We start from the raw sequence: 15,997 nt of genomic DNA on the forward strand, positions 1-15,997 counted from the left end.
ATGGGCAAACGTCACCCCAACCTTCCCGCCTGGCAATGGCGCAACTACCCGCAAAATCATCAGCACCCGACCAACCTGGCGCTGCACCTGATTGCAGTGCCTCTGTTCATCATCGGGTTTCTGCTGATCGTTTCCGGCGTGTTCAGCTTGAGCCTCACCAGTTTCGCCGTCGGCGTGATTGGCATTTTCGCCGGCCTGGCATTGCAGCGTCATGGCCATAGCCTGGAGGCTCAGGCCAGTGAGCCGTTCAGTGATCGAAAAGATGCCGTGCAACGGCTGGTGGTCGAGCAGTTTGTAACCTTTCCGCGTTTTGTATTGAGCGGCGGCTGGTGGCGGGCCTGGCGCCAGCGCCACCGGCATTGAGGATCAGGCGAAGACCACCACGGTTTGGCGGCTGATGGCGATCAGTTCGCCGGTCGGGCTCCAGAGCGCGGCGGCGGCGTGGCCGTAGCCGTTGCGGGCGTGTTCGATCTGGACGTAATACTGGCACCAGTCGAGGGTGGTCAGGTTTTGCAGGGGCTGGATGAATTCGATGGTCCAGGTCAGCGTGCTGCCCGGTGCCGGCTTTTTCAGGTGCGGCAGCAGGGCCGGTGGCCAGGCGTCGACCAGTGCCAGAATGTGTGATTCGGTCAGCGGCTCTTCCTTCACGTCGCCGCGCAGGCGCACCCAGCCGCCCATATCACGGGATTTATTGCCGGTGAACGGCATGCCGCCGACGCTCCAGCGCATCGCCACGTGCTTCATGAATTCAGGCGTGACGCCTTTGATGTAGGGCAGTTCCTGACATTCCTCCCAGTGTTTGAAGGAGGGCGGAGCTTCGCTGGCGACGTCGATTTCCGACTCGCGACTCGCACCGAAACTGGCCTGAACCAAGGTCGCCACTTCGCCGTTCTGCACCACACGGCCAAGCAGTTGACTGACGGCCTTGCCTTCGCGCAGTACTTCAACCTGATAACTGGCGGGTACCTCCGGCGCTACCGGCCCCACGAAAGTCACGGCGAGGGAGCGCAACGGGCGACCTTCCGGGACTTGCGCGCGCAACGCTTCATACTGCAAGGCGGCCACCAGACCGCCAAAGGTGGCGCGGCCCTGGGCCCATTCGGCGGGGATGGTGACGTCCAGCGGGTTACGACGGGCAGCGTCGAGCAGATCAAAAAAGCGCATGGCGACCTCACATCAAGAAAGCAGATGCATCGATCTTAACCAGCAGGCCCACAAGGCACAGCGCCTATTCCGGCCAAAAGCCGGACCGATTCAGAAACAATCCTTGCCGAGCTTGTCCAGCACCCGATCCGCCCGGGCTTCGGCTTTGACCATGGTGCGACGCCACGCGGCAACGCAAGGTTGCAGATCGGCTTGCAGCTCAGCCTGCGCCAGCCATTGCCAGCAATCATGCCAGTCACCCAGCGCGCCCTGGGCTTTCTTCAGGCGCGACATGGCGTTGGCGGGGAGTTTGTCCAGTTCTGGATAGGCCTCGGCGGCGTAACGCACACGCTTGATCAACAAGCGCAGGCGATGGCGATCATGGCCGGGATCTTTCAAGGCTTCATCGAGCTTCTGCCATTGCTTGCGCAGGCGCTTTTCGATGCGCGGGCGCAGGCCCTTGAGCAATTTTTGATGCTCAGAGGCGCGGATAAAGCGAGGAAAAGCATCAATGATCAACAACAGATGGGCCAGCTCCGGGCTTTGCGCCACCTGCCGATACGCCTCGGGTTGCAGGCGCAGACGCCGATCTGCCGCTTCGTAATACCCCTGCTGATGCAAGTACGCCGCCAGCACCTCACGGTCGCGCAGCGGCGTCGTCAATTGGCCGACGATGCTGGCGGACAATTCAAGCTGTTCGACGCCCGGTAAGCCACGCAAGGGGCGCAATAAACTGCGCAGGCGCCGCACGGTGGTGCGCAGGTCGTGCAAGGCTTCATCGTCGGTGACGGCAGCTAGACGAGCCTGGCAGCTCAGTAACCCTACTTCCAGGCCAATGACCTGAGCGACTAACTGATCGACCAAAGCTGACATCCCTTCCTCCCCTGACGATGAACATTCCTGCGCAGCTAACGATTAACGGCCGGCGCGCGACTCACGAATATAGAACCGCGCTTTCTCGGCTTTGTTGGAACAGCCTTCAAACGCTTCGAATTGTTGCTGGGTCTTGGCGCCGGTCAGCAAGGACAAGGCCTTGGAATAGCTCACGGTACCGGCGAAACCTTCGGCCTTGGCCAGGTCCAGTTCGTGCCAGGCTGCATCCAGTTGCGTGCCACAGCTGTCGCGGTACGCGGTTTTCCCGGCACAACCGGCCAGGGCCAACACGATCACAGGCACACACATCCAGGCTTTCATCGATGACACCTCAAAAAAAGAAAAACAGTCGTAGGGTGTAGACGTTGCCTACAAGGAAAAGTGCCTTGTCAGTCAGCCTCAAATCCAAAGCGCCTATCGCCAAAGCATACCCGAGCACCGTGTCTATCCTGAGAAAATATTGCCGGCGTTGCGAAGATTGAAGCGTGCCCCTCAAAAGGTGCATTGTGGGCACCTGCCTTGGAAGGGACATCGACCATGAATAAACGTGTTGCCTTGGTACTGGGTTCAGGTGGGGCCAGGGGTTACGCCCATATCGGCGTGATCGAGGAAATCGAACGGCGCGGTTACGACATCGCCTGCATCGCCGGCTGCTCAATGGGCGCCGTGGTGGGTGGAATCTACGCCGCCGGCAAGCTGGACGACTACCGCAACTGGATCGAAAGCCTCGACTATCTGGATGTGTTGCGCCTGGTGGATGTGAGCTTTCGCCTCGGCGCCATTCGTGGCGAAAAGGTCTTCGGGCAAATCCGCAAGATCGTCGGCGAAATCAATATTGAAGAGCTGCGCATCCCCTACACCGCCGTTGCCACGGACCTTACCAACCAACAGGAAATCTGGTTTCAGGAAGGCTGCCTGCACCAGGCCATGCGCGCCTCCGCAGCGATTCCCAGCCTGTTTACGCCGGTGATGCAAGGCAACCGCATGCTGGTGGATGGCGGCCTGCTCAACCCGCTGCCCATCGTGCCGGTGGTGTCGAGCCACTGTGACCTGATCATCGCAGTCAACCTCAACGCCACCAACCAGAAGCACTACCATTTGCCGGTGATACCGCGCCCGCCGGCGTTCAAAAGCCGCTTCAACAGCCTGGCGAAATCATTGGGCTCGCACCTGCCATTTCGGCGCAAACAGGCTGAGCAGTTGATGAAACTGGAGCAAGAGGCGTTGCAGGCCCAGGCCGCCGAGATCAACCCGTGGCTGGACTCGGCCGAGCCCGAGGCCCAGCAACCCGCCGCTGCGCCGGAAAAGGAAGGCGCACCCAAATCGGCGACCGGCTCGTTCATCATCGACAACGTCGGGCCCGCGTCGCTGCTGGATTTGATTAACCAGAGCTTCGAGGTGATGCAGACGTCGTTGGCGCAATACAAAATTGCCGGCTACCCGCCGGATGTGCTGATCAACGTGCCGAAACGGGTGTGCCGGTTTTTCGAGTTTTACAAGGCGCCGGAGCTGATCGCGTTGGGGCGGGAAATTGCCAGTGACACATTGGACCGGTATGAGAGTGAGCAACGCTGAATTCCGGGTGATGCGGATGGCCTCATCGCAGGCAAGCCAGCTCCCACCTTGAACTGTGAACGCAGTCAAAATGTGGGAGCTGGCTTGCCTGCGATGAGGCCGAATCAGGTGCCCACACACTCAGGCATTCAACAACCGATACCCCACTCCCGCCTCGGTCACGATAAACCGTGGCTGGGTCGGGTCATCCGCCAGTTTTTGGCGCAAGTGCCCCACCACAATGCGCAAATAATGGCTGTCCTCGGTATGGGTCGGCCCCCAGATATCCTTCAGCAGTTGCTGTTGGGTAATCACCCGGCCGGGATGTCGCGCCAATTGCGCCAGCACCGCGTACTCCTTGCGGGTGAGAGCCACTTCGGCGCCGTCCAGAAGGACCCGGCGATAAGCCAGGTCCACCGTCAAAGGACCGAAACGCAAGGCGGCTTCCTGAGCCTCCCCCGCTGGCGCCTGGCGCAGCAACGCGCGGACCCTCGCGAGAAATTCCTGGATACCAAACGGTTTGGTCACGTAGTCATTGGCGCCGCCGTCCAGGGCTTCAACCTTCTGGCCTTCACTCGCGCGCACCGACAACACCAACACCGGCACCGTCGACCACTCGCGAAATTCGCGCAGCACTTGCTGGCCGTCCATGTCGGGCAGGCCGAGGTCGAGCACCAGTAAATCCGGTTTGCTCAGCGCCGCTTGAGCCAGACCCTCGTTGCCGGTGCCGGCCTCGATCACCTTGTAGCCCTGGGAGGCCAGGCTGATGCGCAAGAACTTGCGGATCTGCGGTTCGTCGTCAATGACCAAAATCGTCGCGGTCTGGCTCATGGTGTCCAATCAAAATCCGTGGAGAAAAGAGGGTAGCTCAAGGCTCGCGTTCCAGGCCAGGCTGAGTCGGCAAAGGCAGGAACAAAGTGATACAGGTGCCGCGCCCCTCGATTCCGTCGGCAACACTGATACGCCCACCGTGCGCACCGACCATGCCCTGACAAATCGCCAGCCCCAGCCCGGTGCCCTGCCCGCCTCGATCCCCACGCGCGGCGGTGTAGAACATATCGAAAATCTTCGCGCGCTCGTCCTCGGGAATCCCCGGTCCTTCATCGGCCACGGCAAAAAACAACTGGTCATCGGCCACACCGGCGCTCACCTCCAAACGGCCTTGGACGGGCGAGAAACGCGCGGCGTTTTCCAGCACATTGACCAGCGCCTGCTCAATCAACGCGGCGTGGACATACAGCAACGGCAGTTCGGTGGGCACGTCGGTCTGCACTTGCAACGGCGCCAGCACCGCACGCAAGCGACCCAGGGCGCTGCCGACAATATCGCCCGGCGAGACCCAGTCGCGCGCCAGTTTAAGGGCGCCGTGCCCCAGCCGTGTCATGTCCAGCAAGTTTTGGATATAACGGTCCAGGCGTTCGGCCTCATCGCGAGTGCCCTCAAGCAGCTCGCGGCGATCATCCAGGGGAATGGCTTCGCCGAGCGCCAACAAGCTGTCGATACTGCCGCGCATGGCCGTCAGCGGTGTGCGCAAATCGTGGGACACCGAGGCGAGCAAAGCACTGCGCAGTTGCTCGGTTTCACCGTGCAGGCGTGCAGACTCCAGCTCCTGCGCCAGTTGCGCCCGCGCCAACGCTTGCGCCAGCGGCTGGCTCAAAGCGGTCAGCAAACGACGACGTTGACCGCTCAACTCCAGACCCGGTTTGGGACTGACGCCCAACAAGCCCAGCGGCCCCTCCTCACCCGACAGCGGCCACCACCACCAACGCCCGAACGGCAAGGTACCGGTGCCCATGCCCGCCGGTTGATCGTGCTGCCAGGCCCAGTCGGCGGCGGCGCGCTCGGCTTCAGTAAGGTTCAGCGCGGCGCCGGTTTCGACCTTCCAGCCACCCTGCCCGTCGCGATTGACCAGGCACAGGTCGAGGTCACTCCAGCCTTCAAGATGATGGGCGGCGGCGCTGATCACGGCTTGGCGGTCGGTGGCGGCGGTGAGTTTGCGCGACAGGTCGAGCAACTCGCTGGTTTCTTCCTGGGTGTCGCGCAACGCCTGCAACTGTCGACGTTGGCGGGCGGCGAGGTTGCCGGTCAAGGCCGCCATCAGCAGGAAGAACAACAGGGTCAACACGTCTTCTTCGCGCTGGATGGCAAATGAGAAATTGGGCGGGATAAACAGGAAGTCATAGGTCAGGAACGACAGCGCCGCACAGGCCAAGGACGGCCCGAGGCTGCTGCGCACCGCCACCAGCAACACGGCTGCGAGAAAGACCAGCGAGATGTTCGGCAGCGGCAAAATGCTCGACACAGCCCAGGCCAGCGCCGCCGCGACCACGGTCGCCACCACTGCCAGGCCATAATCGAACCACACCAGGCCGCGTAGATCCGGCAGGCGCGGCGGCGCGGGAATGTCGTCGCTGTCGAGCACGTTGATTTCAAGGCCCCGCGCATTGCGCAGCAACCGTGCGGCCAACCCGCCACCGAACAAGCGGCGCCGCCAGCGCATCCGCGACTGTCCCACCAACACCAGGCTGGCGCGGCGTTCGGCGGCGTGCTGGATCAGGGTCTTCGCCACCTCCCCCGCGCGCAGCAACACCACTTCACCGCCCAAACGCTCGGCCAGTTGCTGGGCGTTTTGCAGGCGCAGGCGCGACTGCTCGTCCCGCGCGCGGCCGTTGTCGATGTGCACCAGGCTCCACGGCAAATGCCGACGCTGGGCCACGCGGCTGGCGTGGCGTACCAGGCGCTCGGCCTGGGCGTCGCCATCGACGCCCACCAGCAGGCGCCCGCGCACCGCCGGTGCGGCCTGGCCAAGCTGGCGATAGCCTTGAGCCAAATCATCATCGACGTGGGCCGCGGCGGTCTGCATCGCCAGTTCGCGCAGGGCCATCAGGTTGGTCTGGGTGAAAAACGCATCGATGGCCGCGCGGGCCTGTTCCGGCACATACACCTTGCCGTCGCGCAGGCGCTCCAACAATTCCCGTGACGGCAGGTCGATGAGCAGCAGTTCGTCGGCTTCTTGCAACACCCAGTCCGGCAGGGTTTCACGCACCTGCACGCCGGTGATGCCACGCACTTGATCGTTAAGGCTTTCCAGGTGCTGGACGTTAACCGTGGTGAACACGTTGATACCGGCGGCGAGCAATTCCTGGATGTCTTGCCAGCGTTTTTCATGGCGGCTGCCGGGGGCATTGCTGTGGGCCAGTTCGTCGACCAGCACCAACTTGGGCTTGGCCGCGAGAAGGCCGTCGAGGTCCATTTCTTCGAGCATCACGCCGCGGTATTCGCTGCGCAGCAAAGGTTGCTGCGGCAGGCCGCCAAGCAAGGCTTCGGTTTCGGCGCGGCCATGGGTTTCGACTACCCCGGCAATCAGGCGCACACCCTGGCGCAACTGCGTGTGGGCGGCCTGGAGCATGGCGTAGGTCTTGCCCACGCCCGGCGCGGCACCGAGGAAGACTTTGAGCCGGCCACGGCCGTCCCGTGGCAGTTCGGCTAACAGGGCATCGGCGCGGCCGGAGTCGCTCATGCTTTGCGGTTCCTTCAGGTGTGTATTTCGAATCTCTCAGGCCGCCATCGCGGGCAAGCCCGGCTCCCACAGGGAAATGCATTCCAGCCGTGGGAGCGGGCTTGCCCGCGATGACGGCATCACTGCTTACAACTTTTCCAGCGCCATGTTCAGCGCCAGCACGTTTACCACCGGTGGGCCCACCAATGGGCTTTCGATGTGTTCATCCAGCAGGCGCTGGAGTGTAGACACCGGCACATTCCGCGCCGCCGCCACCCGCGCCAGTTGATAGGCAATCGCCTGTGGTGGCAAGTGTGGATCAAGACCGCTGCCGGAGGTAGTCAGCGAGGCCAAAGGCACCGGGCCTTGGCCAGGGACCAGCTGTTTGTTGGCATCGTCAAAGATGCGTGTGGCCAAGGCCGGGTTGCTGGGCCCCAGGTTGCTGGCGCTGCTGGAAACCGTCGCAAACGCACCGGCGGAGGGCCGTGGGTGGAACCAGCCATCACCGGTAAAGTCCTGGGCGATCAGGCTGGAGCCGCGTACCTTGCCGCTGGCATCGCGCACCAGGCTGCCATTGGCCTGGTCCGGGAAGGCGACTTGCGCCACGCTGGTCACCACCAGCGGGTAGGCCACGCCGGTGATCAGGGTCATCAGAACCAGCAGGCTCAGGGCCGGACGGATCATGTTAGTCATCTTGAAATCCTCAATAAATCGAGTAACCACTGTGGCGAGGGAGCTTGCTCCCTCACCACACACAGTGCCGGTCAGTTACACCAGGTGCAGCGCAGTCAGCAGCATGTCGATGGCCTTGATGCCCACAAACGGCACCAGAATCCCGCCCAGCCCGTAGATCAGCAGGTTGCGGCGCAGCAACGCCGCCGCACTCGCCGCCTGCACGCGCACGCCGCGCAGCGCCAGAGGGATCAGCACCACGATGATCAAGGCGTTGAACACGATGGCCGAGAGGATCGCGCTCTGCGGGCTCTGCAGGTGCATCACGTTGAGCACGCCCAGTTGCGGGTAGATCGAGGCAAACAGCGCCGGCAGGATCGCGAAGTATTTGGCCACGTCGTTGGCGATGGAAAAGGTGGTCAGCGCGCCACGGGTGACCAGCAATTCCTTGCCGATCTGTACCACGTCGAGCAACTTGGTCGGATCGCTGTCGAGATCAACCATGTTGGCGGCTTCGCGGGCGGCCTGGGTGCCGTCGTTCATGGCCATGCCGACGTCAGCCTGGGCCAGCGCCGGGGCGTCGTTGGCGCCGTCGCCGCACATGGCAACCAGGCGGCCATCGTTCTGCTCGTGGCGAATGCGCGCGAGTTTTTTCTCCGGGGTGGCTTCGGCCAGCACATCATCCACGCCCGCCTCGGCGGCAATCGCGGCGGCGGTCAGCGGGTTGTCGCCGGTGACCATCACGGTGCGGATGCCCAGTTTGCGCAGTTCGGCGAAACGCTCGCGGATGCCGGGCTTGACCACGTCCTTGAGGTGAATGGCACCCAGCAGTTTGCCGTCGGCGCACACCAGCAAGGGGGTGCCACCGCTTTGGGCGATCTTGTCGATTTCACGAGACAGTGCCGGTTGCAGATCACGGCGCTGTTGACCGATAAAGGCCAGCAACGAATCCACGGCGCCTTTGCGGAACACGCGGCCCTGGTAGTCGACACCGGACAAACGGGTTTCGGCACTGAACGGCACGGAGGTCAACTCGTCCAGGGTCGGCTCGGCCTGCGGGTGCAAGGCGCGCAGGTATTCGACGATGGATTTGCCTTCCGCCGTGTCGTCCGCCAGGGAGGCCAGCAACGCACCTTCGGCCAAGTCACGACCGCTGACGCCCGGCGCAGCGATCACCGCCGCACAACGACGGTTACCAAACGTGATGGTGCCAGTCTTGTCCAGCAGCAACACATGCACGTCCCCCGCCGCTTCCACCGCGCGGCCGGATTTGGCGATGACGTTGAGGCGCACCAGGCGGTCCATACCGGCGATACCGATGGCCGACAACAAGCCGCCGATGGTGGTAGGAATCAGCGTGACCAGCAGTGCGACCAGAAACACCAGCGGCAGGCTGCCATTGGCGAAGTGGGCGAACGGCTGCAGGGTCACCACCACCAGCAGGAAAATCAGGGTCAAGCCGATCAGCAAGATATCCAGCGCGACTTCGTTGGGGGTTTTCTGGCGTTTGGCGCCTTCCACCAGCGCGATCATGCGGTCCAGCGTGGATTCGCCGGGGTTGGCGGTGATGCGGATCAGCAGCCAGTCCGACACCAGCCGAGTGTTGCCGGTCACCGCCGAGCGGTCGCCGCCGGACTCGCGGATGACCGGCGCGGATTCGCCGGTGATTGCCGCTTCGTTGACCGCCGCGATGCCTTCGATGACTTCGCCGTCACCGGGGATCATTTCCCCGGCGGCAACGCGCACCACATCGCCTTTGCGCAGGCTGGTGGCCGGCACGACCTTGAAGCTGCCGTCGGCTTCCTTGCGGCGTGCACTGAGGCCTTCGCTGCCCGCTTTAAGACTGTCGGCCCGCGCCTTGCCACGCCCTTCGGCGAGGGCTTCGGCAAAGTTGGCGAACAGCACGGTAAACCACAGCCACACGGCGATTTGCACCGCAACATAAGTCGGCACGGCAGTGTCGGGCACAAAGCACAACACGGTGGTGAGGATGGCGGTCAATTCGACCACCAGCATCACCGGCGAACGTTGCAACTGGCGCGGGTCCAGCTTGACGAACGCCTGGGCCAGTGCCGGGCGCCACAGGGCGGAGATGGCGGTTTTGGCGGGCTCCTGAGTCGTCACGGGAGCGGCGTTTTTTGCAGGCATATTCATTTTCATATCCCTCAGAAGCCCATGCTCAAGTGTTCAGCGATAGGGCCCAGTGCCAGCGTCGGCAGGAAGGTCAGGCCGCCCACCAGCAAAATGGTCACGGTCAACAGGGTCACGAACAGCGGGCCGTGGGTTGGGAAGCTGTTTTGGCCGATCGGTGCGGTTTTCTTCATCGCCAGGCTGCCGGCCAGGGCCAGTACCGGGAGGATGTAGCCAAAGCGGCCGATCAACATGCCCAGGCCCAGCATCAGGTTGTGGAATGCGGTGTTGGCGCTGAAGCCCCCGAACGCCGAGCCGTTGTTGGCGCTGGCCGAGGTGTAGGCGTAGAGCAACTGGCTGAAACCGTGGGGGCCAGGGTTACTGATGGCACCCGCCGGGCCAGGCAGGCTGGCCGCGATGGCGCCGAGTACGAGCACGCCAACCGGCATCACCAGCAAGGTCACCACCAGCAGTTGCACTTCCTTGGCCTGGAGTTTCTTGCCCAGGTATTCCGGGGTGCGGCCGATCATCAAGCCGGCGAGGAACACCGCGATCAGCACGTTGAGCAACATGCCGTACATGCCGGCGCCGACGCCGCCGAAGATCACTTCGCCGACCATCATGTTGACCAGCGCCACCATACCGCTGAGCGGGTTGAGGCTGTCTTGCATGCCGTTGACCGAACCGTTGGACGCCGCCGTGGTGGTCACCGACCACAACACGGTGCCGGTGGTGCCGAAGCGTGCCTCTTTGCCTTCCAGCGGTGCGGTTTGCTCCACCGCCGGGTTGTTCAGGGTCGGGTTGGGCTGGTATTCGGCCCACAGCGAGGTCGCGCCGCCGATCAGGAACAGCGCGAGCATGCAGCCCAGGATGGCGCGGCTCTGGCGCAGGTCTTTGACGTAGTGGCCGAAGGTGAACACCAGCGCCACCGGGATCAGAATGATCGCCGCCAGCTCGAACAGGTTGGCCCATGCGGTCGGGTCTTCAAACGGGTGCGCCGAGTTGACGCCGAAGAAGCCGCCGCCGTTGGTACCCAGCTGCTTGATCGCAATCTGGCTCGCGGCCGGACCCAGCGGGATCACTTGATCCGCACCTTGCATCGTCACGGCATCCACGTAGTGAGCAAAAGTTTGCGGCACACCCTGCCACACCAGAAACAACGCCAGCACCAGGCACAACGGCAGCAGGCCGTAGAGGGTGGCGCGGGTCATGTCGACCCAGAAGTTACCCAGGGTCTTGGTGGATTTGCGACCGATCCCACGGCAAAGCGCGACCAGGACTGCAAGGCCGGTGGCGGCGCTGACGAAGTTCTGCACAGTCAGGCCGGCCATCTGGCTGAGGTAGCTCAGGGAGGCTTCACCGCTGTAGGACTGCCAGTTGGTGTTGGTCATGAAACTGACCGCGGTGTTGAAGGCCAACGTCCATTCCTGGCCGGGCAACTTCTGCGGGTTCAGTGGGAGATAGTCCTGGAACAGCAGGATCACAAACAGCAACACAAAGCCGGCCAGATTGAATGCCAACAAGGCCAGCGTGTATTTCTGCCAGCTTTGTTCCTGATGCTCGTCGACGCCCGACAGGCGATAACACGCGCGCTCCACGGGGCCGAATACCGGCGTGAGCCAGGTGCGTCGCCCCTCCATCACGTTGTAATAAAAGCGCCCCAGGGCCGGGGCCGGAATCAGCACCACCGCGAAGAAGGCAATGATCAGCCAATAGTCATAACTGTGCATGGCCAGCTCCTAGTTCCGATCCGCGCGTAACAGCGCAACCAGCAGATAAATGAACAGTGCCACGGCCAATAGCAGTGACACCCCGTCCAGAACGCTCATGGAAGTCTCTCCGTTTTGCGGCGATTGCCGCGTGTGGGGCAATTGTCGGCAGGAGTGGCGTAAAGGAACGAGAGCGAGGGTGCGGGCGGGGCGTAAAGACGGCGTAAAGAGTGGGTTTATGCGGGGTTTACAGGGGGGGTGTGGCGGGCTGGAGGGCCTCATCGCGGGCAAGCTCGGCTCCCACACTGAAGCGCGTGGTTATGCCTGGCATCGCCCGAATGTGGGAGCGGGCTTGCCCGCGAAGGCGCCAGTTCAGTCAACACAGCACTTATCTGGTGCAAAGCAGGCAAAATTCAAACGCCAAACCGTTCCCGTGGCGACAGCTGCGCGCCTTTACGACAGGATTCTGCGGGCTGGCATGCCCGCTGCAACACCTTGAATCAATCCAACCGGTTCAGGGAGAGCAACACAATGAACACACAACTCAAACCCACCTTGGGCACCTTGCACCTGTGGGGTATTGCCGTGGGGCTGGTGATTTCCGGCGAGTATTTCGGCTGGAGCTATGGCTGGGGCGTCGCCGGTACATTGGGCTTTCTGGTGACCTCGTTGATGGTCGCGGCGATGTACACCTGCTTTATCTTCAGTTTCACCGAACTGACCACCGCAATTCCTCACGCGGGCGGACCGTTTGCCTACAGCCGCCGCGCCTTCGGCGAGAAAGGCGGGTTGATCGCCGGCCTGGCGACGTTGATCGAGTTTGTGTTTGCCCCACCGGCGATTGCCTTGGCGATCGGCGCGTATCTGAATGTGCAGTTTCCCGCACTGGACCCGAAGCACGCAGCCGTCGGCGCTTACATCGTGTTCATGGGCCTGAATATTCTCGGAGTGAAGCTCGCCGCCACGTTCGAACTGGTGGTGTGCGTGCTCGCCGTCGCCGAATTGCTGGTGTTCATGGGCGTGGTCGCCCCGGCGTTCAGCTTCAGCAACTTTGCGCTCAATGGCTGGGCCGGTTCCGATCACTTCGGCGCCCCGGCAATTGCCGGGATGTTTGCGGCCATTCCCTTTGCCATCTGGTTCTTCCTTGCCATCGAAGGCGCAGCCATGGCGGCGGAAGAAGCGAAAGATCCCAAGCGCACCATTCCAAAAGCCTACATCAGCGGCATCCTCACTCTGGTAGTCCTGGCCATGGGGGTGATGTTTTTTGCCGGCGGCGTGGGCGACTGGCGCACGCTGTCGAACATCAATGATCCACTGCCACAGGCCATGAAAACCGTGGTCGGTGACAGCTCGGGCTGGCTGCACATGCTGGTGTGGATCGGCCTGTTTGGCTTGGTGGCGAGCTTCCACGGCATTATCCTGGGCTACTCGCGCCAGTTTTTCGCCCTCGCCCGCGCCGGTTACCTGCCGTCTTTCCTCGCCAAACTGTCGCGTTTTCAGACACCCCACCGGGCAATCATCGCCGGTGGCGTGGTGGGCATTGCCGCGATCTACAGCGACGGTTTGATCAACCTGGGCGGCATGACGCTGACCGCGGCGATGATCACCATGGCGGTATTCGGTGCCATCGTGATGTACATCATGAGCATGCTCAGTCTGTTCAAGCTGCGCAAAACCGAACCGTTGCTGGAGCGCACCTTCCGCGCGCCGGGTTACCCGATCGTGCCGGGCATCGCACTGATCCTGGCAGTGGTGTGCCTGGTGGCCATGGCGTGGTTCAACGCGCTGATCGGGCTGATTTTCCTGGGCTTCATGGTCGCGGGCTTCATCTACTTCCAGTTGACCGCGCAAGACCGCGCGGATGCCCCGGCAGATGCCATGCTGACAGGGCTCTGAGGCCGACAAGGCGGAACAGGCCTACAATGAACTACTGAGAAAGCCTGTAGCTCAAAGCAGTTATTACCGTGGGAAAATTCTCCCACGGTGATCCGCCTCAAGGAGAGCCTTATGCCGTGGTACGCGTGGTTGATTATGGTGGTCGCGATCGGGTCGATCGTCGGTGGTTTGATGATGCTGCGTGACAGCGCCAACAAGGTGGAACTCACCGACGAACAACGCAAACGCGTGGCCGAGCGCAACGCCCAGGCCGACGCCAAGGATGCGCAGGACCGCTAGGCCGGTTTACTCCCAGGCCGCCTTGGCAATATGCAAACCGTGCTGCCCTTTATAGGCAGCACGTTCCGGCTGGCTCCAGCCCTTGAGCAATGCCTCATCCAACCTGTAGATTTCGACACCCAGCGGGCGGCACACCGTCAGCGGGTCCTGCGCGTCCGGCCCCCACATGGGCAGCGACAAGTCGCCACCCGGGCAAGTCGACAATGCGCACAGCAAATCGATTTCGGCAAAAAACTCCAGGTAATCGCCCTTCTGCGCCGGGCAGGCTTTCATGAAGTACATATCGTCATGGTTGAGACCGGTGCATTGGAAGATGTTCAGCACGTCATGCACGTCGAACTCCGTCAGGCCGTGGGGCAGTACGGCACGCGTCAGGTTCGAATGGCAGTGATGGTGGAAATCCTCACCGGTCAGCATGCGGTTTACATAAGGATCACAGCGCGTGCCGAGCAAGTCATGCAGGCGGCCGCCGTGTTCGTCGATGCCGTAAGCCGCCAGGCTGTCATCGGTGATGGTCACCAATGGGCGCAGGAACGGCAGGTTCGACCACAGGCGGTCATGGGTGCTGACATGGGCGCCTTGCAACTGGCGCGTCCGGGCAGCCCACAAGCGTTCGCGCGGATCATTGGCATTCCACACGTTGAAGTCACCCACCTGCGGGCCCACAGGCGTGGTGACACGAAACACATGGCCTGCCGGCACTTTCCACGCCCTGCCCGTGCGAATCGGCACTTCGAACTGCTCGATCAACGTACGCTGGTCAGCCCGGTCGCGGATGCGCTCGTAGAACGCCGTGTCGACCTGCAGCGCCGAACCTTTGCTGACCTGATAAGCAGCCGGATAGTCTTTGTACATGGGGCGGTCCTCCATCAAGGGTGGTCAAACAATGCCAGGGAAAGGCGTTCCGAATCCTGCAGGTACACGCTCATCGCTTCTTGCGCCGCGGGCTTGTCACCCTTGGCCAGCAACGCATAAATCTCGCGGTCCCGCTCCAACCAGGGCAGCTGGAAACGTTGTTCATCCGGGGCTGCGCAAAACACCAGGCGCAATTGGGCGATCACCTGGGCGAAAAACTCATCGAACAAAGGGCTACGCATCAACCCGACAATCCGCTGATGAAACAGCAGGCTGTGGGTGGCGACCGCCCGCCAGTCTTCACGTTCACGGGCCAGCGTGGTGGCCTCGATGGCGTTTTGCATGTGCCCGGCCTGGTCGTCAGTCAGTGCACCGCTCCCGGCGATGGCCTGCAACTCGAGGGTGCGGCGCACCACGAAGAGATCGCGCACTTCTTCACGCTCCAATTGCCGCACCATCACGCCCTTATTGCGCACATAGCGGGTGAGCCCTTCCTGGCCCAGGCGGTGCAAGGCCTCACGGATGGTGTTGCGCGAGGCGTTATAGGCTTTCACCAGGTCGACTTCGACCAGCGCCATGCCGGGCAACAAGCGGCCGCCGATAATGTCGGCACGCAGTTCCAGGGCAATTTGATCAGCCAGAGACAAACTAAGGGTCATTTCACTATCCGATTGTTGAACAATCACTGTAGTAAACCCAATCACGTTCCATGCCAACGGTGCCTACCGTTGCCTCGACGGGTAAAAAAGCTCCAGGTTGGTTAAAATGCCAGCACGTTTCCGAGGCAGTCCCATGCGCTACTCACCCGATCATAAAGCCCAGACCCATCAACGCATCATCAAGGAAGCCTCCGTGCGCTTTCGCCGCGACGGCATAGGCGCCACCGGCCTGCAGCCGCTGATGAAGGCGCTGAACCTGACACATGGCGGGTTCTACGCGCACTTCAAATCCAAAGATGAGTTGGTGGAGAAAGCCCTTCAGGCTGCGGCGGCAGAACTGGATGCACATTGCGAGGCGCTGTTTACTCAAGAGCGTCCTCTGCACGCATTCATCGACAGCTACCTGTCCGAGTGGCACCTGACTTCACCCGACCAAGGCTGCCCACTGCCGACCATGTCATCCGAATTGGGCCTTCGTGGTCAGCATAGCTCCACGACAGATGCGGTATTGGAAGCGCGGTTGAAGCAGGTTGAATCGGCACTCAAAAGCGAAAAGGCTGATGAAGAAAGCCTGGTCGTGATGTCGACCCTGGTGGGCGCGCTGGTGCTGGCCAGAAGTGTGGAAAATCCGCAAATGGCGGCACGGATCATGGAGGTCGTGCGCGACGCATTGAAAGATCAGGTTTGCGAAGACGGGAAGGCCGGTCAATGACCGGCCTTTTGCGGTG

The 15,997-nt window shown here is 62.1% G+C and carries 16 protein-coding genes; 5 read left to right on the forward strand and 11 right to left on the reverse strand.

Annotation, left to right across the window (positions count from 1 at the left end):
• The gene (locus ATI14_RS29315; RefSeq protein ID WP_016968888.1) at window positions 1-363 is read left to right on the forward strand and encodes an Mpo1-like protein; all 363 of its coding nucleotides are present in this window, start codon (window positions 1-3) and stop codon (window positions 361-363) included.
• 3 nt (window positions 364-366) lie between these two features.
• On the opposite strand, the gene ATI14_RS29320 is transcribed toward ATI14_RS29315, so the two are convergent.
• The 3 genes from ATI14_RS29320 to ATI14_RS29330 all read right to left on the reverse strand — a co-directional run bounded on the left by ATI14_RS29320 (window position 367) and on the right by ATI14_RS29330 (window position 2,337).
• Window positions 367-1,164, reverse strand: coding sequence for an acyl-CoA thioesterase (locus tag ATI14_RS29320; RefSeq protein ID WP_016968889.1), 798 nt, complete (start codon window positions 1,162-1,164; stop codon window positions 367-369).
• A 90-nt stretch (window positions 1,165-1,254) separates the two neighbouring features.
• Window positions 1,255-2,016, reverse strand: coding sequence for a CHAD domain-containing protein (locus ATI14_RS29325; protein WP_016968890.1), 762 nt, complete (start codon window positions 2,014-2,016; stop codon window positions 1,255-1,257).
• Between the two features lie 42 nt (window positions 2,017-2,058).
• Complete coding sequence (locus ATI14_RS29330) at window positions 2,059-2,337, reverse strand: hypothetical protein (protein WP_010176194.1); 279 nt, start codon at window positions 2,335-2,337, stop codon at window positions 2,059-2,061.
• A gap of 216 nt (window positions 2,338-2,553) precedes the next feature.
• Between ATI14_RS29330 and ATI14_RS29335 the strand changes: the two genes are divergently transcribed.
• On the forward strand, window positions 2,554-3,591 hold the full coding sequence (locus ATI14_RS29335) for a patatin-like phospholipase family protein (RefSeq protein WP_016968891.1): 1,038 nt from the start codon (window positions 2,554-2,556) through the stop codon (window positions 3,589-3,591).
• Window positions 3,592-3,711: 120 nt separating this feature from the next.
• Here the strand turns inward: ATI14_RS29335 and ATI14_RS29340 are convergent, their stop codons facing one another.
• The 6 genes from ATI14_RS29340 to kdpF all read right to left on the reverse strand — a co-directional run bounded on the left by ATI14_RS29340 (window position 3,712) and on the right by kdpF (window position 11,700).
• Window positions 3,712-4,401, reverse strand: coding sequence for a response regulator (locus ATI14_RS29340; protein WP_016968892.1), 690 nt, complete (start codon window positions 4,399-4,401; stop codon window positions 3,712-3,714).
• Between the two features lie 37 nt (window positions 4,402-4,438).
• Complete coding sequence (locus ATI14_RS29345) at window positions 4,439-7,090, reverse strand: sensor histidine kinase (RefSeq protein WP_080520141.1); 2,652 nt, start codon at window positions 7,088-7,090, stop codon at window positions 4,439-4,441.
• A 126-nt stretch (window positions 7,091-7,216) separates the two neighbouring features.
• The gene (kdpC, locus tag ATI14_RS29350) at window positions 7,217-7,762 is read right to left on the reverse strand and encodes a potassium-transporting ATPase subunit KdpC (RefSeq protein ID WP_031319729.1); all 546 of its coding nucleotides are present in this window, start codon (window positions 7,760-7,762) and stop codon (window positions 7,217-7,219) included.
• 75 nt (window positions 7,763-7,837) lie between these two features.
• Window positions 7,838-9,895 (reverse strand): potassium-transporting ATPase subunit KdpB, encoded by a 2,058-nt coding sequence (kdpB, locus tag ATI14_RS29355; protein ID WP_026083152.1) that lies wholly within the window; start codon window positions 9,893-9,895, stop codon window positions 7,838-7,840.
• Window positions 9,896-9,906: 11 nt separating this feature from the next.
• Window positions 9,907-11,601 (reverse strand): potassium-transporting ATPase subunit KdpA, encoded by a 1,695-nt coding sequence (gene kdpA / locus ATI14_RS29360; RefSeq protein WP_017255319.1) that lies wholly within the window; start codon window positions 11,599-11,601, stop codon window positions 9,907-9,909.
• A 9-nt stretch (window positions 11,602-11,610) separates the two neighbouring features.
• The gene (gene kdpF / locus ATI14_RS29365) at window positions 11,611-11,700 is read right to left on the reverse strand and encodes a K(+)-transporting ATPase subunit F (RefSeq protein WP_003218754.1); all 90 of its coding nucleotides are present in this window, start codon (window positions 11,698-11,700) and stop codon (window positions 11,611-11,613) included.
• Window positions 11,701-12,111: 411 nt separating this feature from the next.
• Between kdpF and eat the strand changes: the two genes are divergently transcribed.
• Together eat and ATI14_RS29375 are read left to right on the forward strand one after the other, a co-directional pair.
• Window positions 12,112-13,476, forward strand: a complete 1,365-nt coding sequence (gene eat / locus ATI14_RS29370) for an ethanolamine permease (RefSeq protein WP_016970509.1) — start codon at window positions 12,112-12,114, stop codon at window positions 13,474-13,476.
• 111 nt (window positions 13,477-13,587) lie between these two features.
• Complete coding sequence (locus ATI14_RS29375; RefSeq protein ID WP_003172675.1) at window positions 13,588-13,755, forward strand: DUF2897 family protein; 168 nt, start codon at window positions 13,588-13,590, stop codon at window positions 13,753-13,755.
• A 6-nt stretch (window positions 13,756-13,761) separates the two neighbouring features.
• Here the strand turns inward: ATI14_RS29375 and ATI14_RS29380 are convergent, their stop codons facing one another.
• Complete coding sequence (locus ATI14_RS29380; RefSeq protein WP_016970510.1) at window positions 13,762-14,610, reverse strand: urea carboxylase-associated family protein; 849 nt, start codon at window positions 14,608-14,610, stop codon at window positions 13,762-13,764.
• A gap of 14 nt (window positions 14,611-14,624) precedes the next feature.
• Complete coding sequence (locus ATI14_RS29385; protein ID WP_016970511.1) at window positions 14,625-15,269, reverse strand: GntR family transcriptional regulator; 645 nt, start codon at window positions 15,267-15,269, stop codon at window positions 14,625-14,627.
• Window positions 15,270-15,402: 133 nt separating this feature from the next.
• On the opposite strand from ATI14_RS29385, the gene ATI14_RS29390 reads away from it, so the two are divergent.
• The gene (locus ATI14_RS29390; protein WP_016970512.1) at window positions 15,403-15,981 is read left to right on the forward strand and encodes a TetR/AcrR family transcriptional regulator; all 579 of its coding nucleotides are present in this window, start codon (window positions 15,403-15,405) and stop codon (window positions 15,979-15,981) included.
• Window positions 15,982-15,997 lie beyond the last annotated feature (16 nt).

The organism is Pseudomonas tolaasii NCPPB 2192 (assembly GCF_002813445.1).
GTDB classification, from domain to species: domain Bacteria; phylum Pseudomonadota; class Gammaproteobacteria; order Pseudomonadales; family Pseudomonadaceae; genus Aquipseudomonas; species Aquipseudomonas tolaasii.